The organism is bacterium (assembly GCA_026708055.1).
GTDB lineage: Bacteria > Actinomycetota > Acidimicrobiia > Acidimicrobiales > CATQHL01 > VXNF01.
Genome location: JAPOVS010000035.1, coordinates 21858 through 43518, shown reverse-complemented (window position 1 = coordinate 43518; position 21661 = coordinate 21858). Strand labels below are relative to the sequence as shown.

The window sequence follows — 21661 nt, the reverse complement described above, 5'->3', positions numbered from 1 at the left end:
CAACACGGCGACCGGCCAAGTCGGCGACCACGGGGCAGCGCCCAGCGATCACCATGCCGCAGGATAGCCAACCCCTGTGACAGCCCGGAGGGCCGGGACCCTGGCCGAACCTGCTACTCGGTGTCGGTGCTCTCGTAGACGGCGATGAGGGCGGCGTTGACGATGTCGCCGGTGGAGATGCCGGCGATGGCGTGCAGGTCGGCGATCGTGCCGGACTCGCCGAAGCGGTCAACCCCCAGCGGGATGTGCCGCGAGCCCACCGCCGCGCCCAGCCAGGCCAGGGCGTGGCTGGAGGCGTCGTGCACGCTGACCACGGGGCGGTGGCGCTCCTCAGCAGGGATCAGCTGGTGCATCCGGCTGGGGCGCCGCACCACCGTGGCCGTCGCGGCGGCGGCCCGGTAGGTGCCCTGCCAGCTGCGGTAGACCAGGTCGGGGCTGGTGAGGTGGACCACGGCGGCGTCCACGCCCTCGGATCCCAGTGCGTCGGCGGCGGCCAGCGCCTCGGGTGCCATCACCCCGGTGGTGACGATGGTGACGCCGGGGCGGTCTGTCAGCGGCGCGGGCCGCAGCCGATACCCGCCCGAGAGCACCTGCCGGCGCAGCTCGTCGGTGCCGAGGCGCTCGGCTGCCGCCGCGAACGGCGCCTGGTCCAGCGGCCGGGTGCTGAGACGGAAGTAGGCGCTCTCGCCGTCGGGGCGGCTGAGGCCGTCCAGGGCGTCGCACAGCAGCCAGTCCACCTCGGTGGCGTAGGCCGGTTCGAAGTAGGTGAGCCCCGGCAACTCGGCCCCCACGCCGGCGGTGATCGTGGACTGATGGGCGCCGCCCTCGGGGGCGAGGCTGATGCCCGACGGCGTGCCGGCGACCACGAAACGGGCGTCGTTGTAGAGGCTGTAGATGAACGCGTCGAGGCCCCGCAGCACGAACGGGTCGTACACGGTGCCCACCGGCAGCAGGTGCTGCCCGTGGTGGTCGTGCGACAGTCCCAGCTGGCCCAGCAGCATGAACATGTTCATCTCCGAGAGGCCCAGCTCGATGTGCTGGCCGTCCGGCGAGGGCGCCCAGCGCAGCAGCCGCTCGGCGCCGCCGTGGTCGTCCCGGTGCTCGTGCCAGTAGACGCCCGCCTTGTTCACCCAGCCGCCCAGGTTGGTGGAGATCGACACGTCGGGGGCGGTGGTCACCAACCGCTTGCCCACCTCGGCCACGTCCGCGAGGCGGGTGAGTGTGCGACCGAACGCCTCCTGGGTGGAGACCTTGCCTCGCAGCGTCGGCGGGCCCGCCGCATCCGGCACCGCCAGCCGGGGCCGGGGCACGGGTGGCGGGTTGTTGATGTCCGAGCCGACCGAGGCGCACACACGGCCCTCGGGGCTGTCGGGGTCGAAGCGGTCGAACTCGGTGGCCTCGGTGAGCCCGACGGTGGCCCGCAGCGCGTCGATCTGGTCGGGGTTCAGCAACACGGCGTGATTGAGCGGGTCGCCGGCCATGGGCAGCCCCCAGCCCTTGACGGTGTAGGCGAACACCACGCTGGGGCGGTCGGACTCGATGTCGCAGGCCTTGAAGCAGTCGATGAGCTGGCCGAGGTCGTGGCCGCCCAGGTCGGTGACGTGGGCGAAGAGCTCGTCGTCGTCGAAGGCGTCGGTTAGGCGACACACCGCGGCGTCGGCGCCCTGGAGGAACTTCTTGCGCCGCTCGGCACCCTGGTAGGTGAACAGCGCCTGATAGGCCTCGTTGGACATGGCGTCGATGTGGGCTCGCAGGGCGTCGCCGCCGGGCTCGGAGAACAGCCGCCGCAGCCGGGCGCCGTACTTGGCCTCGGCCACGTGCCAGCCGGCGTGGCTGAAGAAGCTCTTCAGGCGGATGGCGGCGATGTCGGGGATGACCCGGTCGAGGCTCTGGCGGTTGAGGTCCACCACCATCGTGAAGTTGCCCAGCCCATGCGTGACCGGATCGGCGATGGCCTCCCAGACGTTTCCCTCGTCCAGCTCGGCGTCCCCGACGGTGGCAATGAAGCGGGCCGGCGGCGACGGATCGAAGTGGGCGTCGGTATAGCGCCGCACCAGCGCCGAGAACAGCGGCGCCACCGCCCCGAGGCCCACCGACCCCGTCGAGAAGTCGGCCACGTCGGGGTCCTTGGTGCGCGACGGGTAGGCCTGCAGGCCGCCGCGCTTGCGCAGCGTGGTGAGGTACGAGCGGTCCAGCTCGCCGGTGAGGTACTTGATGGCGTGGTACACGGGCGAGGCGTGCGGCTTGACGGCCACCTTGTCGTTGCCGTCGATGTGGGCGAACCACAGCGCCGTCATGATCGACACCATCGACGCCGAGGAAGCCTGATGTCCCCCGACCTTGATCTCCAGCCCCTCCCGCCGGTTGGCCACGTCCACGATGCGAGTCGCCAGCCACAGCAGCCGCCGCTGGATGCTGTCGAGGACATCCAGATCGGGAACCGGCCGCGCCGCGTCCGGGCCGGCCTCAGCCTCTGCTCTGGTGGTGTCGGTGCGTTGACTCATCAGCGCCCCCGGCAGGATTCGAACCTGCGGCCTTGGGATTAGAAGTCCCCTGCTCTGTCCCCTGAGCTACGGGGGCGGGGAGACCAGTCTACGAAACGGTTGCGGCATGAGCCGCTCCTCCCACAGCAGTCGAGACCGCCCCTAAGCGACCGGCCGGGGCACAGCCGAGATCACGTCGATCCCGTACAGGTCGAACTGCCGATCGTCGGTGATGACCGGCACCTGCAACTCAACCGCCTGGGCAATCAGCAGGCGGTCGAACGGATCTCGGTGGTGCATCGGCAGCGAGGCAACCCGGAGGGCGTGGGAATGCTCGACGGCGAGTGGCGTGAGCCCGCTCGAGGCAATCCGCTCGGAGACAAAGACGTCAGGCTCTTCGGGCAACGCGAGGCGCCCCACCGTGTACTTGATTGCGATCTCCCAGGAGGACACGGCCGAAAACAGGACATCGTTTCCTCTGTCCACAAGGGTCTCGCGCACCTTCGGGGCGAGTCGATCCGGTGCCATCCTCATCCATAGGAACACGCATGTGTCGATCAGTACCCTCACGCGCTCTCACCCTCGAAGGCACCGAGCAGAGCCGCTGGCAGCGGCTCGTTGAAGTCCTCCGGGTACTCAAAGACACCGATGTCCTGCCCCAACTCTCTCCGTCCCGATTGTTCGACCGGGACGAGCCGCGCAACCGGCTCACCGCCGCGGGTGATCACGACGTCCTCACCCGCGCTGGCACGACGCAGCAGTCTTGAAAGCGTCGTCTTGGCCTCATGCACGCCGACGCTGACCATTCCCTCTTCTCCCTAGTACGGCATACCTCACAATCCAAGCTTAGCCAGCTTACTGACTAAGTACGGTCGGTCGCCAATCTCAGTGTGGAACTGCCGGACGCCGCAGGCAGACTCGCATCATGCGCCGGTCCGCCGCGGAACTCCGAATGGTGCGTCGGCTGCTACACCGCCACTGGCGACGACTCGTGTTGCTCGCCATAGTGGCTGTCGGGCTGGCTGTGGGTGCGCGTCTGCTTACTCAAGCCAACGAGGAGGCCAACGAGGCTTCTGAGATCGAGGCCAATCTGGCGCGCCGCGGAGTGACGGACGAGGCAGAGCGAGACCTCGCCGCCGCCCTCCGCGATCAGGAGATCACCGCCGACGCCGCCGCCAATGTCGTGGCGGCACTGCGGGCCACATTCGGCGCCGCTGACTTGAGCGACCTCGATGCGGCCCTGCTGTTGGCCGCCTGGGAGGAGACGGACACAACGCCCCACGACAGCGCTTCGAGGACACTCAGCCAGATCGCGAACGGCTTGGGGGTGTCCCGTGAGGCATTCGCAAGCTTCGTCCGCACCGTCACGAACGAGGTGTCCACGCGCCAACTCCCACCGCGGGTGACCCTGGCGGGATTTTCGGAGCATGCCTACGAATACAACACGGCGTGCGAGTTGGTCGAAGGCGCGCCATGTCCGATCGACGTGGTCATCGCTCTCGTGTTGGACCGCCAGCAGACCGAGTACGAGCAGTGGGGCCACGTTGACTGCCTCGACGCTGCGAACGCGGCGCATCCCGGATGTCTGACGTTCGCCGACTGTTCTGGTGAGTATGCGCTGGCGCTCGCCGCGCAGGCCGCCTCGAACGACGATTGGGAGACAGCAAGGGCACTCGGCCATGAGCCCGGAAGCGACGGCTGGGAGGAATGGACCGCCGCGGGCAACGAGACGGTCTTAGCCACGTGGGACGCGCACGAGGCGTGCGTCACCGACCGCTACGGCGAAGGCGTCGAGGCCTACAAGTCGCTCGTTTTTGCCCGCTAGACAGCGCCGAAAATCAGCCTTTGTAACCCGGATCAGGCCGCCCCACCATCGCGGAAGACCGGCCGCACCGCGCCGACCGCTGGGCACTGGTTCCTGCCTTCGACGGAATGACATCCAGGAAGGGCGGGGGTGCCGCTGGACGCCGCAGCGGCCATTCTCAGAGGCCGCCGGAGCGCCACCGACGGCCCGGCCTGGCCCTGCAGGAGCTAGTTCTTCTCCAGCCAGCGGGCTAGGAGCTGGCGGGCGATGACGAGTTTCTGGATCTCGTTGGTGCCCTCGCCGATGATCATCAGCGGGACGTCCCGGTAGTAGCGCTCCACGGGGTACTCGGTGGTGTAACCGTAACCACCGTGGATGCGCATGGCGTCGGTGGCGATCTCGTAGGCGGCCTCGGAGGCGAAGAGCTTGGCCATGCCCGCCTCGAGGTCGATGCGCTGCCCCTCGTCGTAACGCCGGGCGGCGTCGTAGGTAAGTAGTCGGGCGGCATGCAGCTTGGTCGCCATCTCCGCCAGCATGAACCGCACGGCCTGGTGCTCGAAGATGGGCTTGCCGAACGTATGACGCTCCTGGGCGTAGGCCATGGCGGCGTCGTATGCCGCCTGTGCCACGCCCACGGCGCGGGCGGCGATGTTCACCCTTCCCAGCTCGAGGGCGGCGAGCGCGTAGCGCAGACCCTTGCCCAGACCCTCGGGGCCGCCGAGCATGTTGGCGTCGGGCACACGGTGGTCGACGTAGGACATCTCCACCGTCTCGACGCCCTTGTAGCCCAGCTTGTCGATCTTGCGGCTGATTGTCAGCCCCCCGTCAGCCGGGCCCGGGGCCTTCTCCACGATGAAGCAGGTGATCCGGTCGTCGGGGGTCCGCGCCAGCAGCATCACGAGCCCGGCGCGCATGCCGTTGGTGACCCACATCTTGGTGCCGTTCACGAGCCACTCGTCGCCGTCGGGGACGGCCCGGCAGCGGATGTTCCGGGTGTCGCTGCCGGCGTCGGGCTCCGACAGCGAGAAGGCGGCCCGCAGCGAGCCGTCCACCATGCGGGGCAGGAACCGTGCCTGCTGCTCGGGAGTTCCGAAGCGGCTGATCATGGCCACGGACAGCATGTGGGTGTTGAGGATTCCCGCGAGGGACATCCAACCCCGGGACAACTCCTCAACGATGCGGGCGTAGGTCAGGGCGTCGAGTCCGAGGCCGCCGTAGTTCGGGGCGATCGTGGCGCCGAAGAGGCCGAAGTCGCACATCCGGGTGAACATGGCCTCGGGGAACTCGTCGGCGTGCTCGAATCGGCTCGCCGTCGGGACCACTTCCCGGTCCACCCAGGCTGCAATGGTGGCGACGAGTTCGTCGGCCACCTCGGGATCCACGTTCACGCTGCGGATGTTAGGCGGAGCGGGCGAGGCCGCGAGCAGCCGACGCGTACCTGCATCTGCCTGCGCAGCGGCTCGTGGCGCCCCGCAGCACTCCGCGCGGGACAGTCGGGGACCCCCGCGGTAGCCTGCACGTATAGACCCCACGACGAACCCGGCGACATCTGGTGACCCGAGCGTAGGGACCCCGGCGTACCGCCTCGACGACCGGTACCTGCGCGACGAGGGCAGGGTCTTCGCCTCGGGCGTGCAGATCCTGGCCAGGCTGCCGTTCGAGCAGTTGCGCCGCGACCGCGCAGCCGGCCACGACACCGCCGCCTTCGTCTGCGGCTACCCGGGGTCGCCCCTGGCCACCCTCGACATGGAGGCCACCCGGGTGGCCGGGCTGGCCGAGGCCGCCGGGCTGCAGCTCGTCCACCAGCCCGGTCTCAACGAGGAACTGGCCGCGGCCGCGGTCATGGGCAGCCAACTCGTGGCAGGGTTCAGCGATGCCACCAAGGACGGGGTCCTGGGCGTGTGGTACGGCAAGGCCCCGGGGTTGGACCGGGCCTGTGACGCCATGCGCCACGCCGTGCTGACCGGGACGTCGCCGCTCGGCGGGGCGGTGATGCTGGTCGGCGACGACCCCTACGCCAAGTCCTCCACCGTCGGCAGTTCCTCCGAGGGCACCCTGGCGGCGCTGCGCATGCCCTTCCTGGTGCCCGGCGACCCGCAGGAGGCGCTCGACTTGGGGCGCCACGCCATCGCCCTGTCCCGGTCGTGCGGGGTGGTGACGGCGTTGCGGATCGTGGCCGGCGTCGCCGACGGCACCGGCTCGGTGGATCTGGGGGGCGACGGCTGGGGAGCAGCCAACGGCCGCGGCGGCGGCACCGCCGCGCCCTACCGCCTGCCCGTGCTGCCCGGTCACGACGGCCCACCCGAGCCGTACCGCCACCGGCCCGACGGCAACCTCATGCCCCCGTACACCAACGACATCGAGCGGGACCTCGTCGAGGTTCGTCTGGAGCTGGCCCGCAGCTACGGGTCCCGCAACGGGCTGAACCGCCTCACCACCCCCGATGGCCCCGCGCGGGTGGGGATCGTCGCCTCCGGGAACTGCTACCACGAGATGCTGGAGGCGCTGCGCCTGCTGGGCCTTCCCAGCATCGGTGACATCGCCGGCGCCGGCATCCGCCTGGCGAAGTTCTCGCTCCCCTACCCGCTGGAGGGCGCCTTCGTGCGGAGCTTCGCCGCCGGGCTCTCCGAGGTGATCGTGCTGGAGGAGAAGGACCCGCACCTGGAGCTGTTCGTGAAGGACGCCCTGTACCCGCTGGCCGACCGGCCCGCCGTGGTGGGCAAGCGGGACGACCGGGGCGAGCCGCTGCTGGCCCGCCACGCCGGCCTCGACGCCGACGCGCTCACCGGCCCGCTGCATGCACGGCTCTCCGCGCACCTCAGCGATGACCGCCTCGGCCCGCCGCCGGCGGCGCCGCGCCGCGGACAGTCGCTGCCCGTCGGTGCCCGCCGCACTCCCTACTTCTGCTCGGGCTGCCCGCACAACTCCAGCACCCGGGTCCCCGACGGCTCGCTGGTGGGCGTCGGAATCGGCTGCCACGGCATGGTCTCGCTCATGGAACCCGAGCGGGTGGGCCAGTGGAGTTCGGTGTGCTCGATGGGCGCCGAGGGCGCCACCTGGGTGGGCATGTCGCCGTTCACCGAGCGGGCCCATTCCATCCAGAACCTCGGCGACGGCACCTACGCCCACTCCGGCCAGTTGGGCATCCAATTCGCCGTGGCGGCCGGGGTGAACATCACGTTCAAGCTGCTGTACAACGGCGCCGTGGCCATGACCGGCGGGCAGGATCCAACCGGCATCGTGGGCGTCCCGGAGATGGCCAGGATCCTGCTTGCCCAGGGTGTGCGTCAGGTCCTGATCACCACCGAGGATCTCGGCCGCTACAAGCGCGTCACGTTGCCGACCGGCGTCGAGGTCTGGGACCGCAAGCGCCTGATCGAAGCGCAGGAGAAGCTGCGCGACGTCGAAGGCGTGACCGTCCTGATCCACGACCAGTTCTGTGCCGCCGAGCTGCGCCGGGCCCGCCGCCGCGGCCAGCGACCCACGCCCAAGACCCGGGTGCTCATCAACGAGCGGGTCTGCGAGGGCTGCGGCGACTGCGGCGACGTGAGCAACTGCCTGTCGGTGCAGCCGGTCGACACGCCTTACGGCCGGAAGACCAAGATCGACCAGACGACGTGCAACTTCGACTACTCCTGCATCGACGGTGACTGCCCCTCCTTCGCCACGGTGCGCTCCGCTCGCGCCGGCCGCCAACGCCGCATCGCACGCAAGAGGGCCGCGGCCACGCCGGCGCTGGCTGAGCGAGTCCGGCCCCAGCCACCGGACGAGATCGCCGAGCCGGCAGCCGCGGGACCCGGGAACATGACCGTGCGGATGGCAGGAATCGGCGGCACCGGCGTCGTGACCGCCTCGCACCTGCTGGGAACCGCTGCCCTGCTGAGCGGGCGGCACGTGCAGGGACTCGACCAGACCGGGCTGTCGCAGAAAGCGGGCCCCGTACTGAGCGACGTGCGCATCAGCGCGGAGGAGCCGATCGCCTCCAACAAGGCCACGGAGGGGATGGTGGACCTCTACCTGGCCTTCGACCTGCTCACCGCCGCCGCCCCGGGGGGACTGTCGGGCGCCTCTGCCGAGCGCACCCTGGTGGTGGCCTCGGTCACACCCACCAGCACGGGCCAGATGGTTGTGCACCCCGAGCAGGGCTATCCCAGAACCGAAGAGTTGCGGTCGGTCGTCGACGCCACCTCGCGGGCAGGTGAGAACCGCTGGGTGGACGCGGGCGCCATCACGCGGCGCCTCTTCGGCAACACCACGTCGGCCAACGTGTTCCTGATCGGCGTGGCCTACCAGTGCGGGGCGCTGCCGATAACCGCCGCTTCGTTCGAGTCCGCCGTCGACCTGAACGGCGTGGCCGCCGAGCGCAACCGTGAGGCCTTCCGCTGGGGCCGGCAATGGGTGATCGATCCCGCCGGCGTGGAGTTGGCCGCCGCGAACGCCGCCTTGATCGGGGTCAGCCCGCCCCCCGACGACGACGCCGAGGGATCCCAGATCGACAGCGGGGACGCCCTCGCACCGCCGGTCCGCCGGCTCCTGGATCCACTTGCCGCACGCACCGGCCTCGGCGATCTGCTGGAGATGCTTTCCGCCGACCTGACTACCTACCAGTCGCCGGGCTATGCCGAGGAATTCCTGCGCTTCGTGGCCGAGGTGGCCGACGCCGAGGAGGACCTCGTCGGCTGGGACCTCACAGAGACGGTGGCGCGCAGCCTGCACAAGCTGATGGCCTACAAGGACGAGTACGAGGTGGCCCGGCTGTTGCTCGAGCCGGCCGCGGCGACACAGGCCGAGTCGATCGCGGGCCCCGGCGCCCGACTCGTCTGGCACCTGCACCCCCCGTTCCTCCGTGCACTCGGCGTGTCCCGCAAACTGAGACTGGGACGCTGGGCCCGCCCCTTGCTGGTCGGGCTCCGGGCTGCCAAGCGGTTGCGCGGCACACCTTTGGACCTCTTCGGCTACGCCCGGGTGCGTCGCTGCGAGCGCCGGCTGCCCGACGAGTACCGCGCGGCGATCCGGGGGCTGCTGGGCACGCTTGACGCCATCAACCGGGACGAAGCGGTCGAGATCGCCGATCTGGTCGATCAGATCCGCGGCTACGAGGACCTCAAGATGAGCCGCGTGGCGACCTACCGGGAGGAGTTGAGCGGGCGGGTGAAGAGCTTCTGCGAAGCGGTTCCGGCAGGGACCAGCGCCTAGCCCGCCGGGGGTGCTGGATTCCGGCCTTCGCCGGAATGACGAAAAGAGGGGGCGGCGCCGGGATGACAGCGGAGTCAGGCTCCGGTGTCGGTCAGGCCTCGGTGTCCTCCAGCGATTCCACACCGAGATAGCGGCGCTGGGCGTCGGGATCGTCCAGCAGTTCCTGCGAACTGATCTCCGTCTCGATGTGCCCCGAGACCATCACCACCTGACGATCCGAGACGGCCGTCGCCACGCTCAGGTTCTGCTCCACAAGCAGGATCGCGATCCCCTCGCTCACAAGGCGGCGGGAGGTGGCCACCAACTGCTCCACAATCGTGGGCGCCAGACCCTCGGACGGTTCGTCCATGAGCATCAGATCGGCGTTCAGCAGCAGCGCCCGGCCGATGGCCAGCATCTGCTGCTCACCGCCGGAGAGGCTCGTGGCGCTGAGCTTCTTGCGCTCCGCCAGCCGGGGGAAGAGCTCGTAGACCTCCGTGGGCGTCCAGCGCTTGCCGCGCGCGTCGCGGGCAAGCATCGCCAAGTGCTCGTCCACGGTGAGTGACGTGAACAGCCGGCGGCCCTGCGGCACGTAGCCGATACCGGAGGCAGCGATCTTGTACGGCGGCAAACCGACCAAATCGGCGCCGCGGAAGCGGATGGAGCCACCCATGACGGGCAGCAGACCCATGATGGCGTTGCAGAGCGTCGTCTTGCCCATCCCGTTGCGACCGATGACCGACACGGCCTCCTGACCCACCTGCAGGTCCACCCCGTGGAGAACCTGGGCCTGCCCGTAGCCCACGTCGAGGCTCGCGATCTCCAGCAGCGGCTCAGCCATGTTCGATCCCCCGCCCGAGGTAGATGTCGTGCACCTGCGGGTTGGCGCGGATCTCGTCGGGCGTTCCCTCGGTGATCTTGATGCCGTCGTGCATCACGACCACGCGCTCGGCAACCCTCAGCGCCACGTCCATGTCATGGTCGATGAGCAGCAGCGTCACCGCTCGTTCCAGCGAGATCAGCAATTCGGTGAGCCGCTCACGCTCACCGCGTGACAGCCCCGACGCCGGCTCGTCGAGCATCAGCACGCGGGGCTCGGTGACCGTGGCGAGGCCCAGTTCCAACTGGCGCTGCTCACCGTGGGACAGGTCGGAGGTCAGCGTGTCGAGGCGCCCCTCAAGCCAGACGTTGGCCGCAGCGCGCCGGGCGCGGTCGCGGTAGGCGGCGTCCCGGCGCCCCATCCGGAGACGGAAGCGCCGGCCCTCCTTGCCGAGGACGGCGAGATAGAGGTTCTCCTCCACCGTGAGGCCGGCGAAGAGGCGGGAGCGCTGGTAGGTGCGGGACATACCGAGTTGCGGGCGCCGCCGGGCCGGCAACTCCTCCACATTCAGACCGTCGATCTCGACGGTACCGGCGGTGGGCCGCAGGTCTCCGGCCACGACGTTGAACAGCGTCGTCTTGCCGGCCCCGTTGGGCCCGAGGATGACGAGGCGTTCGCCCTGAGCGACATCGATGTCGATGCCGCTCAGGGCGTGGACGCCACCGAAGGACATGCTGAGGTCCCGCAGCCGCAGCACAGGTGCTCCGTTCGCTGCCGTCGTCGTCATGATCGGTGGCGTCCCTCTACCTCGTGGTCAGTGTGCGTCCGCTAGTTCTGCAGGACGCCGTCGACGACCGGGGTGGCGTTGCCGATCCAAGGCAGATCGCGCACCTCACAGGGCGGGAAGTCCCTGCTCGGCGGCGGATCACCCGTGAACGTGCCGCCGAAGGTCTGGTCGACCTGCGGGACGAACGCCACCGTGCTGGACTGCATCTCGCCGTTGTCATCCATGTAGATGCGTCCGACGTACTGGTCCTGGATGGCCGTCCGGTTGGAGTCAAGGCTGATCTCGCCGAACGCGGCGTCGAGCACCACCTCGCCGATGGCTGCCTGCAACGCCCGCTGGCCGCCGGAGATGTCGCCGCCGACCGCCTTGAGACCCTCGATCAGGCCCCAGGCGTTGTTGTAGTAGTTCATGAAGAAGGCGTCGAAGTACGCGGCATCCGCCGGTGCCGGTGCGCCACCGAACGGGATCTCGTCGAAGTGACTGTTGATGATCGCGCGGAACGCCGCTGCCTTCTCGGTCTGCAGATCAGGGGCGTTGCCGAAGCCGCCGGAGTAGGAACCCACGACGCGCGGGCCGATCGCCCGGAACACGTCGGGGATACCCCAGAACAGGTTGCCCATGTGCTGGTCACCCACGATCTCACCCTTGGCGTCCTCGAAGGCGTTCAGGGCCGGCACCAGACCGGCGCCACCCACGGCCCAGAAGTAGCCGTCGACCTCGTCCGGGCCGGGCAGCTGCTCCACGAAACCGGAGTAGTCGGTGGTGTTCAGCGGCGGGTACACCCGGCTGATCACGTCGCCGCCGGCGGCGCAGAACTCGGCGATGAAGCCCGCCGTGGAGGTCCAGGCGAAGCTGTAGTCGTCACCGATGACCGCTGCGGTCTCCCACCCCAGGACGTTGTGGGCGATGTCGCCGAGACCGGCGTTCCACTGCGCCCCGTCACCGTTGAAGCGGAAGAAGTTGGGCGCGCGGACAGCCATGGTGGAGTCCTGCGCACCCGACGTGCCGTTCACGAACGTCTGGTCCGGGTGGTCCTTGGCGTAGTTGGCCACGGCGATGCTCTCGTCACCGGACAGCGGGCCGATCATGATGTCGGCGCCGATGTCCTCCATGAGACGGCGCGTCTCGCGCAGTGCGGCCTCAGCGGTGTCGTCGGCACAGCCGATGCCCACCAACTCGACGGGAATGCCGTTGATGGAGGCGTTGCTCCAACCGGCCTGCGGAGCGGTGCGGTCGTTGACCGTGGCGCCTGCGTGCTCGGCGAAAGCGGTGACGACGCCCGCGATGTCCCTGTCGTGGAAGGCCCCGAAGGCGCCCTCGCAGTCCGAGAGGATGGCGACGTTGATGACCGTCGTCGCATCGTCCATGTCGTCCTCAGGCGGCGGCGGTGGCGGCTCGGGTGGCGGCGGCGCTGCCTCGGCGGCAGCAGCCGCGGCGGCCTGCTCCTCAGCGGCGGCAGCCGCCGCGCGAGCGTCCGCTGCCTCCTGCTCGGCTTGGGCGGCCTGCTCCCGCGCGCTGTCGGCAGCCGCTTGCGCGTCGGCCAGAGCCGCTTCGGCGGCGGCCACGTCGGCCGCGTTGCCCGTGGCAGTGGCCTGTGCCAGATCGGCGGCGGCCTGTGCAGCCTCGGCGGCCGCAAGCGCCGCGTCCGCAGCAGCAGATGCCGCGGCCGCGTCGGCAAGGGCCGTCGATGCCTCACCCCGCGCGCTCTGAGCTGCCGTGAGAGCTGCATCCGCGTCCTCGGCGCCGCTGTCGCTGGCGCAGGCTGCCGCCAGCAGGGCCAATGCCATGGCCGCAACCGACAACCTGAGCCAGGTTGAATTCTTCCGTACGGTTCGCACTATCTCCTCCTTGTGGTTTCCAGTGCTGTCTTGGGTGGTTCCTCGAGTGCACTCGTCCGATCGCACTCGATCTCTCTAACAGGTCGGTGGACCCGCCCTGCGTCTCGCGCCGTGTTGCGGCGGTCTTGGTGCTTGTTCTCTGTTTGGTGCCTTCGTCTGTCTCCCCTCCCGCTTCGGTCCTGTCTGAGTCTCTCCCGTGTGTGCCGGCGTCGCTGCGGAGACCGCCGCCGTCTAGTTCCCCGCGTGGACCCGGCCGGGCCGCCCGGTGGCCAGCAGCCTCGACCAGGCGCCACGGGCGGTGTCGCGATGACCCGACAGCCAACCCACGAGACCTGCCGCGCCGATTCCCGCCACCGCGCCGACGATGACGCCCGCGATGGCACCGCGGTCACCTTCTTGCAGACCCCCGACGGTGCCCCAGACCGCGGCGCCGATCAACGCGAACGTCGTTGCACCGCGCACCTTGCGCAGCCCCACCACCCCGTCGGGACACGCAAGCACCAGGATCAGCACGATCGCCCCCGCCAGTGTGCGGAAGCGCGCCTCCTCGATCCAGTTGTTCAGGAACACCACGTTGCGGACATAGTTCTCCAACGCCACGTAGATGAACGCCCCCAGCCATGCCCCCTCCAGGACGAGCACCCCGCCGATGATCGCCATGATGAGCAGGTTCAGGATGCCCACGAGGCTGATCGTGGTGGGTGAGATCGCTCGCTGCTCCCAGACGTAGAGAACACCGCCCAGAGACGCAACGAAGGCCGCAAGCGTGAAGGCCCAGGTGCGGTGCATGGCCACGTTGAAGCCCAGGGAGTTCATGCGCACGGGGTCGTCGCGCACCCCTTGCAGAGCCAGCCCGAACGGCGTGCGCGACACGTATCGCAGCAGCAGGTAGACCACCGCCGCGACCACCAAGCAGGTGAAGAACAGACGCTCGGGGTTGGTGGGGTCCGTCGGTTCTCCGATGAAGTCGGGCGCGCGCACCTGATTGACGCCACCGAAGCCCGACAGCACCGTCACCTGGCCGAAGAAGTAGAACCCGATGACGCCGTAGGCGAGCGTGATCATGAGGTAGTAGAGCCCGCTGGAGCGGCTGGCGATGAGTCCCATCACGAATCCCAGCGCCGTCGTGACACCGATGCCCAACGCGACCCCGACCCAGGGGTTCCAACCCAGGTTCAGCCCCTTGCTGCCCCCGGTGGTGACGGCGTTGCCGATGGTGAACGCACACACGCCGTACATGAGCGTCTGCGCCAGGGAAATCATCCCCCCGAAGGCCGAGAGGAAGACGATGCTGGCCGCGGCGACGCCGAACAGCAGCGACCGAGTCATCACCACGTCCACGAAGTAGTGGCGGAAGACGCCCGGTGTGGTGGCCTGGAACACGCCAACCAGAACGAGGGCCACGAAGAGAGCTGCGGCGATCCGGCGGGTGTTGCGGGCGTAGTCGCCGGTGCCGACGCTGCGAGCTGTGCCGCCGGGATCGCCACGCAGGCGGGACAGGATCACGCCGGCCTCCCGAACAGTCCGTAGGGACGGAGCGCCAACACGAGCGCCAGGATGACGAACGTGGCGATGATCGAGTAGTAGGCGTAGTCGGTGGGTAGGTAGGCCGGCGCGAACGCGGTGACGACGCCGTACAGCAGCGAGCCGGCCGCGGCACCTCCCAGCGATCCCATGCCGCCGATGATCACGACCACGAGGGAGTGCAGCAGCCACTGGCCGTCCACGCCGGGGGAGAGGCTCGTGACCGACGAGCCGGCGATCACGCCGCCCAGGCCGGCCAGCGCCGAGCCGAGCACGAACGCCACGGCGAACACCTTCTGCACGTTGATGCCCAAGGCCTGCACCATCGGCGTGTCGTCCACCCCGGCGCGGATGACCATGCCGGTGCGGGTCTTCTTGAGCAGCAGCCAGAGACCGGCGCCGACACCGAGCGCCATGCCGATGACGAAGAACTGGTGGATGCCGTAGCGGATTCCGATGAACTCCACATAGCCATGGATCTCGTGCGTGAAGGTGATGGGCTCGGCGACGCCGCCGAAGTGCTGGATCATCTGGTCGCCGAGCACGATGGAGATGGCGATTGTGATAAGCGCCTGGCGCAGATCCTGCCCCTGGTTCCAGCGCAGGAAGACCTGCTGAATGAACAGTCCCAGGCCGCTGACGATCACCACGCCGATCACCAGGGGCAACCACCAATCGGCCCAACCCACCATGTTGCGGTCGGGCGTCGCGGTCACGCCGACGAAGTCGAGTTGGTACTCCAGTGCGAAGTAGCCGGCCAGCAGGAACAGCGAACCGTGGGCCATCTGCACCGTGCGCATGAGCCCGAAGACGAGCGTGAAGCCCGAGGCGACGATGAAGTAGAGGCCACTGATCGTCAGCGCGTTGAGGACGCTCTTCAGGAAATCGGTCGGCTCGCTGACGGCGGGACCATTGGAGGTGTTGCCTGCCAGGAACACGATCCAGACGATGACGAAGGTGATGGCCGCCGTGATCAGCAGGCGCGTGACGGCGCGCTGCCACCGCACCTGCCGCCCGCGGCGCCCCAGCAGGGCGTCAACGGCGCCGGCCACAACAGTGGTCACAGCCTGTGCACTCCCATCTGCTGGTCCCTCCCCGCTCGGCGTGACGGCCGGCTCATGCCTCCAGGGCGGAAATCACTGAGTCGACGTCGGTCACCGTCGAGACGTTCTGGAGAGCGTAGTTGATGGAGGCGTTGTGCCAGTCGGCGCTCATGGTGGAGCAGCCGTTCTCGGGAACGACCATGTAGTAGCCCTTGTCGGCGCCGGTGCGGGCCGTGTGCTCGACGGACATGTTCGTCCAGGCCCCGGTGACGATGACGGTGTCGCGGCCGGTGCCGGCGAGGAGGTTCTCGAGCTTGGTTCCCTGCCAGGCGCTCATCCGCATCTTCTCGACGATGAAGTCACCCTCCTGGGCCTCGAGCCCGTCGACGGGGGCCGCCCCCCAGGAGCCGCGCACCAGGCCGTCGGTGTCCTTCACCCCCTGGAACAGCGGGGCGTTGAGCTTCAGGCCCGGAGCGCCCGCCTCGACGATGTACCAGACGTGGATGACGGGTACCTCGAGGCCGCGGCAGACATCGGCCAGGCGGGCCACGTTGGCGACCACGTCCTGCTCGATGGCGTGCTGCGGCGAACCGGACTCGCCGAACGCCCCGCCCTCGGTGATCACATCGTTCTGGAGATCCTGGATGATGAGTGCGCAGCGGCTCGCATCCAGTGACAGGTCGCTCATCGGCTTCCCCTCTCGGTCGGTGTCTTGTTCGGTTGTCGGCGCCGCCGGGCCCCGCTCAGCCCATGTACGGCTCGCGGTGCGGGCCCACCCGCGTGCGCAGCGTGTACAGCGAGGTGCACGACGGCATGAACAGGGTGTGCCAGTCGGCGCCGCCCCAGGTGAGGTTGCCGACGTTCTCGGGCACGGCCACGGTGCCGAGCCGCTCGCCGGCCGCACTGATGATCCACACCCCGCCCGGACCCGTCACCCAGATGTTGCCCCGCTCGTCGCACTTCATGCCGTCGGGGATGCCGTCCTCGATGACACCGGTGCCGATGCCGTCGAAGAACAGGCGCTCGTTGCTGAGGCTCCCGTCGGGGTTCACGTCATAGACGTTGATGAGCCCCCGCATGGTGTCGTTGATGTACATGAGCGACTCGTCGGGCGAGAAGCACAGACCGTTGGGCTGGTCGTAGGCGTCGCGCTCGGTCACGAGTTCGATCCCGCCGCCGGGCGGGACCCTGAACACGCCCTGCCAGCCCAGGTCCCGCTCCCGCTCGAGGCCGAAGACGGGCATGCGCCCGAACCAGGGGTCGGAGAAGTAGATGGAGCCGTCGGAGCCGACCACGACGTCGTTGGGGCTGTTCAACTCCTTGCCCTCGAAGTGTGAGGCCACCACCTCCCGGGTCCCGTCGGTGTTCTCCCGCACGAGCGTCGAGGTCACGTGCTCGCACACGATCAGGTTCAGGTCGGCGTCGTAGGTCATGCCGTTGCACTTGTTCGACGGCCGCATGACCTCGGTGACCGTGCCGTCGGGGGTGTACTTGCGGCGCACATCGCCGGGCATGTCACTGAAGAGGAGATGATTCTCGGTGGGGTGCCAGATGGGACCTTCGGTGAAAGTGAAACCCGTGGCGACCTGTTCCACCTCGGCGTCCCTCTCGACCAGCTCCCACACTGCCTCGGCGTGGGCTTGAACGTTTGCCACCTCGTCCCCCTTGTCTCCTCGGTCGGTGTCAGGGCGCGCCGACAGCACGGCCGCCCGCGGCGAAGTGATCGACAAAGTAGCGGAATCTCGCACCTGCGGCCAATGCGCCCGCGCGTGAGTCCGTGCGCTCGGGCGCACCGCGGCTTCGATGCCCGCGACCCTCCCTTGCTATAGTCCGGCAAACTCCGAGAACAGGAAGGGAGTGCGTCGATGGGATCAACCGCGGAGGTGGTCCAGCCCGGTTCGCCGTCCGACGCTGCTTCGGCCTTCGGAGACGGGGCCGGGGTCGCCGTCCTGGCGGGCGGCACGCTCTTGGTGCCCGACCTGCACTTCGGCCGGTCGCGGCCCGAGCGGGTAATCATGCTGGGTGAAGCCGGGCTGGACTACGTCTCGAACTCGAACGGCACGGTGACCATCGGCGCCACGACGCCGGTCGTCGCCCTCGTCGGCGAAGCCGCGCCGCTCGGGCCGTGCGCCGCCTCGATCGGCGACAACGAGATCCGGGCCCAGGCCACCGTCGGCGGGAACCTCTGCGCCCCGGCTGGATTCGGTGATCTGCAGGGCCCGCTGCTGGCACTCGGGGCAACCGCCCGCAGCGCCGGCGCCGGCGGGGAGCGCAGCGAGTCACTGGAGGACTTCCTGGCGGACCGCGAGGGACGGTTGCTGCTCGACGTCACCTACAGCGAGCCTGCCGCCGGTTCCTTCGCCGGCCTGGGACGCCCGCACGCCCATCACTACACGGTGATGGCGGTGTCCGGGGTCCGGACCTCCGGCGGCGCGGTGCAACTGGCGGTCGTGGGCGCCGGCGGTGTCGGTGCGCGGCTGCGCGGCGCCGAGGCGCTGGCCACCGACCCCGAGGCGGCGGGACGAGCCGCTGCCGGCGAGGTGGCGCCGTCCGACGATCCACTGGCATCGGGTTGGTACCGGGCGCGCACACTGCCCGCTCTGGTCACGCAGGTACTCAACGACTTGGAGGAGAGCGCGTGAACATCGTCGTCAACAGCACGAACCGGGCGGTGGAGAGTTCACCGCTCACTCCCCTGCTGCACGTGCTGCGGGAGGAACTGGACGTCCTCAGCCCCAAGGCCGGTTGCGAGAACGGCGGCTGCGGCGCCTGCACGGTGCTCATCGACGGGGAGCCGCGGCGCTCCTGCCTGACGGCGGTGGGTTCGATCGACGGCGCCGAGGTCACCACCGTGGAAGGTCTCGGGACACCCGGGGACATGTCGGCGGTGCAGCAGGCGTTCGTCCACTACTGCGCCGCGCAATGCGGCTTCTGCACTCCCGGCATGATCCTGGCGGCGACCGCCTACCTCGAGGGCGGCGGCAGCGCCGACCGGACCGAGATCACCGAGGCGCTCGCCGGCCACGTGTGCCGCTGCACCGGCTACCTGAAGATCGTCGACGCCGTGGCCGCGGCCCGCGACGGCGGCTTCGACATGTCCACCACAGCAGAGAGCCCGCACACCACCGTTGTCACATAACCGGCACCACGTCCCGGGAGTCCAGGCGAGGGAGACGACATGAAGGAAGTAGGAGCATGAAGGCAGTAGGAGCACGTCTACCCCGCTACGACGGGGTCGGTCACGCGACGGGGCGCACCGTCTACGTGGACGACGTGCGAGTGAACGGGACGCTTCACGTGAAGGCCCTGCGCTCGCCGTACCACCATGCCGCAATCAAACACCTCGACACGTCCCGGGCCGAACAGATGCCCGGCGTGGCGGCCATCGTCACGCACGCCGACGTGCCACTGCTGGTGTACGGGCACCTCTCGGCGCTGGGGATCCCTGCCGACGAGCCACTGCTGGGCGCCGAGGACGTGCGCTACAAGGGCCAGCCCATCGCCGTGGTGGCGGCCGAGGACACCGACGCCGCCCAAGCCGCCGTCGACGCCATCGACATCGAGTTCGAGGAGTTGCCGGCACTGTTCGACATGCGCAAGGCGTTCGACGACGACGCCCCGCAGATCCACCACTGGGGCACCATCTATCCCCACTTCGAGGGCGGGATGAACGTCCGGCAGATCCGCAAGGGCAACATCCACGAGGCTTTCGAGCAGGCGGACAAGATCATCCAGGGCGTCTACCGCCCCGCCGCCATCGAGCAGATGCCACTCGAGACCCAGGTCGGCCTGGCGGTGCCAGAGCCCGACGGGCGCTTCACGATCTACTCCTGCACGCAGGCGCTGTACTTCTCCATGGGGGTCGTGGCGGCGCACCTGCAGATGCCGCTGAACAAGTTCAAGTTCGTGGGCGGCACCGTGGGGGGCGGCTTCGGCGGCAAGGTGGACACCGCCACCGAGACGCTCTGCACGCTGCTGGCCCAGAAGTCCGGCCGGCCCGTGAAGTGGCGCTGGACCCGCGAGGAGGAGTTCCTCTGCTCCAGCACGCGGGCGCCGTGGCACATGGAGATCATCGACGCAGTGACCTCCGACGGCTGGATCCTGGGCCGCAAGATGCTCACGCTGCACGACGCCGGTGGGTATGCCCGCTTCTCGCCCTACGGCGTCACCAAGCACAGCTTCCACCACACCGGCGCCTACACCATCCCCAACCTGCACTTCGACGGCTACGTGTGCTTCACCAACCGGGTGCCCACCTCGGCCATGCGGGGCTACGGGGTGACGTCGGTGTCCTTCGCCGTGGAGACCCACATGAGCCGCATCGCCGAAGAGTTGGGCGCCGACCCGTTCGAGTTGCGCCTCAAGAACGCAAACCGCATCGGCGACACCTCGCCGAACGGCATCACCTACACCGACCCGTCGACGGTGGATGTGCTGCACGCCCTCGCCGGCGCCACCGACACCGAACTGGCGGCGCTCTACAGCAACACCACCCGCGAGATGCGCCACGGCGAGTGGTTGCCGGAGCACCTCGTCGGCCAACTCGGAGACCCGGAGGACCACTGATGGCCATCCACAGGGGACGCGGCATCGCGTCCATCGAATACCCCACCGGCATGAACCAGAACGGCGACCCGTCGCAGGCCTGGATCAAGGTCAAGCCCGACGGCCGCATCGACGTGTTCAGCGGCACGTCGGACATCGGCAACGGCTCGAAGACCATCCAGACACAGATCGTGGCCGACACCATCGGCGTGCCCTACGACTGGGTCACCTACGACAACTCCAACACGGACTCCTCGCCGGTGTGCACCGGCACGTTCGCCTCGCGCGCCACATTCGTGGCCGGCAAGGCGGTGCTGAAGGCCGCCCAGCGCGTCCGGGAGCGGATCCTGGAGGTCGCCGGGCAGGAGATGGAGATCAGTCCCGAGGACCTGGAGATCGACGACGGCGACGTGCTGGCCAAGGGCGCTCCCACGAAGAAGTTGAGCGTGGGCGACGTGGCCGCAGCCGCCACGTGGGGCCACGGCGAACTGATCACCGGCACCGGCGCCCAGCTGAACCCCTACGCCGCCATCTCGGATCCGACCACCGGCGAGGTGGACGGCGTACCGCACGCCGCCATCTCCTACGCCGCCTGCGCGGCCGAGGTTGCGGTGAACGACGAGACCGGCGAGGTGCGGGTGCTGAAGCTCACGCAGGCCTACGACGTGGGCAAGGCCATCAACCCGGCGCTGGTGGAGGGCCAGATCGAGGGCGGGGCCATCATGGGCCTCGGCCTCGGCGTGCTGGAGGACAGCTATCCGTACTACCCCTCCGCGGAGCACCGCGGCGGCGACTTCGGCAGCTACTACAACCCGTCCTCGGCCGATCTGCCGGAGTTGCACAACATCATCATCGAGAACCCGTCCGCCGACGGACCCTACGGCGCCAAGGGCATCGGCGAGATGTCCAACAACGCCCAGCCGGCTGCCATCGCCACCGCCGTCTACGACGCCGTGGGCGTGTGGGTGACCGAGTTGCCCATCACCCCCGAGCGGGTGCTGAAGGCCCTCGACGCCCGCGACGCCGGCGCCGGCCCCCGCCGCGAGGGCAAGCAGGTGATCTTCGACGAGGAGATCTCGATCAACACCGTCGGCACCGGCCTCAGTTGGACCTCCGAGGTCTGAGCGGCCACGCGGCGACGCCGGGGGATCTCGAGAAGCGATGAGCACCGAAGACACCTCGCCGTTCCGCACCTGGAACGGGGTGGAGCCGCTCGAGTTCTTTCCCGGCGTGCACCTGCACGCAATCGGTGGCGAGCAGGTGCTGCTCTGCCGGGTGACCTACGAGCCCGGCACGACGGTGGCCCGCCACCACCACGAGGCCACCGAGCAGATCGTGGTGCTGACCGAGGGTGAGATGACCCTCACCATCGGCAACGAGCAGCGCCACCTCGTCGCCGGCGACGTGGCCGTCATGAACCGCCGCGTACCCCACGAGCTGTACTCCGAGACGGGCTGCACGTTCATCGAGGCCCTGGCGCCGGTCCCCCGCGACCACGTGCCCGACTTCGACCGCGACCTGGTCCTCGGCGACCTGGGATCCTCCCTGCACGTGGAGCGCTGACTCCAGGCCCACAGCCACCGACGGCGTTCGCGGTCCTGCCGGCCGGATTCCGAACGCCAAGGGCCGCACCGGCCGGCGG

16 protein-coding genes, 1 tRNA gene and 1 pseudogene are annotated in these 21661 nt (G+C 69.1%); 7 read left to right on the top strand and 11 right to left on the bottom strand.

Annotated elements, in window-relative coordinates; translation table 11 throughout:
• Positions 1–113 precede the first annotated feature (113 nt).
• The 4 genes from OXG55_06715 to OXG55_06700 all read right to left on the bottom strand — a co-directional run bounded on the left by OXG55_06715 (position 114) and on the right by OXG55_06700 (position 3289).
• Positions 114–2504 carry a pyruvate dehydrogenase gene (locus OXG55_06715; GenBank protein MCY4102936.1) on the bottom strand — a complete coding sequence of 797 codons (2391 nt, stop codon included), beginning with the start codon at positions 2502–2504 and terminating at the stop codon, positions 114–116.
• Between the two features lie 3 nt (positions 2505–2507).
• Positions 2508–2580 (bottom strand) — tRNA-Arg (locus OXG55_06710).
• A 65-nt stretch (positions 2581–2645) separates the two neighbouring features.
• A complete protein-coding gene (locus OXG55_06705) occupies positions 2646–3053 on the bottom strand; it encodes a type II toxin-antitoxin system VapC family toxin (GenBank protein ID MCY4102935.1) in 408 nt (135 codons plus the stop codon).
• On the bottom strand, positions 3050–3289 hold the full coding sequence (locus tag OXG55_06700) for a type II toxin-antitoxin system prevent-host-death family antitoxin (GenBank protein ID MCY4102934.1): 240 nt from the start codon (positions 3287–3289) through the stop codon (positions 3050–3052). Before OXG55_06700 ends, OXG55_06705 begins: the two co-directional genes overlap by 4 nt.
• A gap of 146 nt (positions 3290–3435) precedes the next feature.
• On the opposite strand from OXG55_06700, the gene OXG55_06695 reads away from it, so the two are divergent.
• Entirely contained in the window at positions 3436–4308 is an 873-nt protein-coding gene (locus OXG55_06695) for a hypothetical protein (GenBank protein MCY4102933.1), read from the top strand.
• Positions 4309–4514: 206 nt separating this feature from the next.
• Here OXG55_06695 and OXG55_06690 read toward each other — a convergent pair whose 3' ends face one another.
• Positions 4515–5675 carry an acyl-CoA dehydrogenase family protein gene (locus tag OXG55_06690; protein MCY4102932.1) on the bottom strand — a complete coding sequence of 387 codons (1161 nt, stop codon included), beginning with the start codon at positions 5673–5675 and terminating at the stop codon, positions 4515–4517.
• A gap of 133 nt (positions 5676–5808) precedes the next feature.
• On the opposite strand from OXG55_06690, the gene OXG55_06685 reads away from it, so the two are divergent.
• Positions 5809–9483 (top strand): indolepyruvate ferredoxin oxidoreductase family protein, encoded by a 3675-nt coding sequence (locus OXG55_06685; GenBank protein MCY4102931.1) that lies wholly within the window; start codon positions 5809–5811, stop codon positions 9481–9483.
• Positions 9484–9574: 91 nt separating this feature from the next.
• On the opposite strand, the gene OXG55_06680 is transcribed toward OXG55_06685, so the two are convergent.
• The 6 genes and pseudogenes from OXG55_06680 to OXG55_06655 form a co-directional block, all read right to left on the bottom strand.
• Positions 9575–10303 carry an ABC transporter ATP-binding protein gene (locus OXG55_06680; GenBank protein ID MCY4102930.1) on the bottom strand — a complete coding sequence of 243 codons (729 nt, stop codon included), beginning with the start codon at positions 10301–10303 and terminating at the stop codon, positions 9575–9577.
• Positions 10296–11069 (bottom strand): ABC transporter ATP-binding protein, encoded by a 774-nt coding sequence (locus OXG55_06675; GenBank protein MCY4102929.1) that lies wholly within the window; start codon positions 11067–11069, stop codon positions 10296–10298. The genes OXG55_06680 and OXG55_06675 overlap by 8 nt, the downstream gene beginning before the upstream one ends.
• A 41-nt stretch (positions 11070–11110) precedes the next feature.
• On the bottom strand, positions 11111–12907 hold the full coding sequence (locus OXG55_06670) for an ABC transporter substrate-binding protein (protein MCY4102928.1): 1797 nt from the start codon (positions 12905–12907) through the stop codon (positions 11111–11113).
• Between the two features lie 231 nt (positions 12908–13138).
• Positions 13139–14413 carry a branched-chain amino acid ABC transporter permease gene (locus OXG55_06665; protein ID MCY4102927.1) on the bottom strand — a complete coding sequence of 425 codons (1275 nt, stop codon included), beginning with the start codon at positions 14411–14413 and terminating at the stop codon, positions 13139–13141.
• On the bottom strand, positions 14410–15495 hold the full coding sequence (locus OXG55_06660; GenBank protein MCY4102926.1) for a branched-chain amino acid ABC transporter permease: 1086 nt from the start codon (positions 15493–15495) through the stop codon (positions 14410–14412). The genes OXG55_06665 and OXG55_06660 overlap by 4 nt, the downstream gene beginning before the upstream one ends.
• Before the next feature lie 52 nt (positions 15496–15547).
• Positions 15548–17099, bottom strand: a pseudogene (locus OXG55_06655) (isochorismatase family protein).
• A 240-nt stretch (positions 17100–17339) separates the two neighbouring features.
• On the opposite strand from OXG55_06655, the gene OXG55_06650 reads away from it, so the two are divergent.
• The 5 genes from OXG55_06650 to OXG55_06630 are packed head-to-tail and all read left to right on the top strand — an operon-like array spanning position 17340 to position 21582.
• The gene (locus OXG55_06650; GenBank protein ID MCY4102925.1) at positions 17340–18116 is read left to right on the top strand and encodes an FAD binding domain-containing protein; all 777 of its coding nucleotides are present in this window, start codon (positions 17340–17342) and stop codon (positions 18114–18116) included.
• Entirely contained in the window at positions 18113–18613 is a 501-nt protein-coding gene (locus tag OXG55_06645) for a (2Fe-2S)-binding protein (protein ID MCY4102924.1), read from the top strand. The genes OXG55_06650 and OXG55_06645 overlap by 4 nt, the downstream gene beginning before the upstream one ends.
• Before the next feature lie 56 nt (positions 18614–18669).
• A complete protein-coding gene (locus OXG55_06640) occupies positions 18670–20040 on the top strand; it encodes a molybdopterin-dependent oxidoreductase (protein MCY4102923.1) in 1371 nt (456 codons plus the stop codon).
• Positions 20040–21143 (top strand): molybdopterin-dependent oxidoreductase, encoded by a 1104-nt coding sequence (locus OXG55_06635; protein MCY4102922.1) that lies wholly within the window; start codon positions 20040–20042, stop codon positions 21141–21143. Before OXG55_06640 ends, OXG55_06635 begins: the two co-directional genes overlap by 1 nt.
• A gap of 37 nt (positions 21144–21180) precedes the next feature.
• Positions 21181–21582 carry a cupin domain-containing protein gene (locus tag OXG55_06630; protein ID MCY4102921.1) on the top strand — a complete coding sequence of 134 codons (402 nt, stop codon included), beginning with the start codon at positions 21181–21183 and terminating at the stop codon, positions 21580–21582.
• The last annotated feature ends 79 nt before the right edge of the window (positions 21583–21661 follow it).

Excerpts from the sequence above, each read along its gene's own strand:
- OXG55_06715 (MCY4102936.1), bottom strand. The coding sequence starts at position 2,504 with ATGAGTCAACGCACCGACACCACCAGAGCAGAGGCTGAGGCCGGCCCG.
- OXG55_06700 (MCY4102934.1), bottom strand. The coding sequence starts at position 3,289 with ATGGTCAGCGTCGGCGTGCATGAGGCCAAGACGACGCTTTCAAGACTG.
- OXG55_06695 (MCY4102933.1), top strand. The coding sequence starts at position 3,436 with ATGGTGCGTCGGCTGCTACACCGCCACTGGCGACGACTCGTGTTGCTC.
- OXG55_06680 (MCY4102930.1), bottom strand. The coding sequence starts at position 10,303 with ATGGCTGAGCCGCTGCTGGAGATCGCGAGCCTCGACGTGGGCTACGGG.
- OXG55_06675 (MCY4102929.1), bottom strand. The coding sequence starts at position 11,069 with ATGACGACGACGGCAGCGAACGGAGCACCTGTGCTGCGGCTGCGGGAC.
- OXG55_06650 (MCY4102925.1), top strand. The coding sequence starts at position 17,340 with ATGGGATCAACCGCGGAGGTGGTCCAGCCCGGTTCGCCGTCCGACGCT.
- OXG55_06640 (MCY4102923.1), top strand. The coding sequence starts at position 18,670 with ATGAAGGCAGTAGGAGCACGTCTACCCCGCTACGACGGGGTCGGTCAC.
- OXG55_06635 (MCY4102922.1), top strand. The coding sequence starts at position 20,040 with ATGGCCATCCACAGGGGACGCGGCATCGCGTCCATCGAATACCCCACC.
- OXG55_06630 (MCY4102921.1), top strand. The coding sequence starts at position 21,181 with ATGAGCACCGAAGACACCTCGCCGTTCCGCACCTGGAACGGGGTGGAG.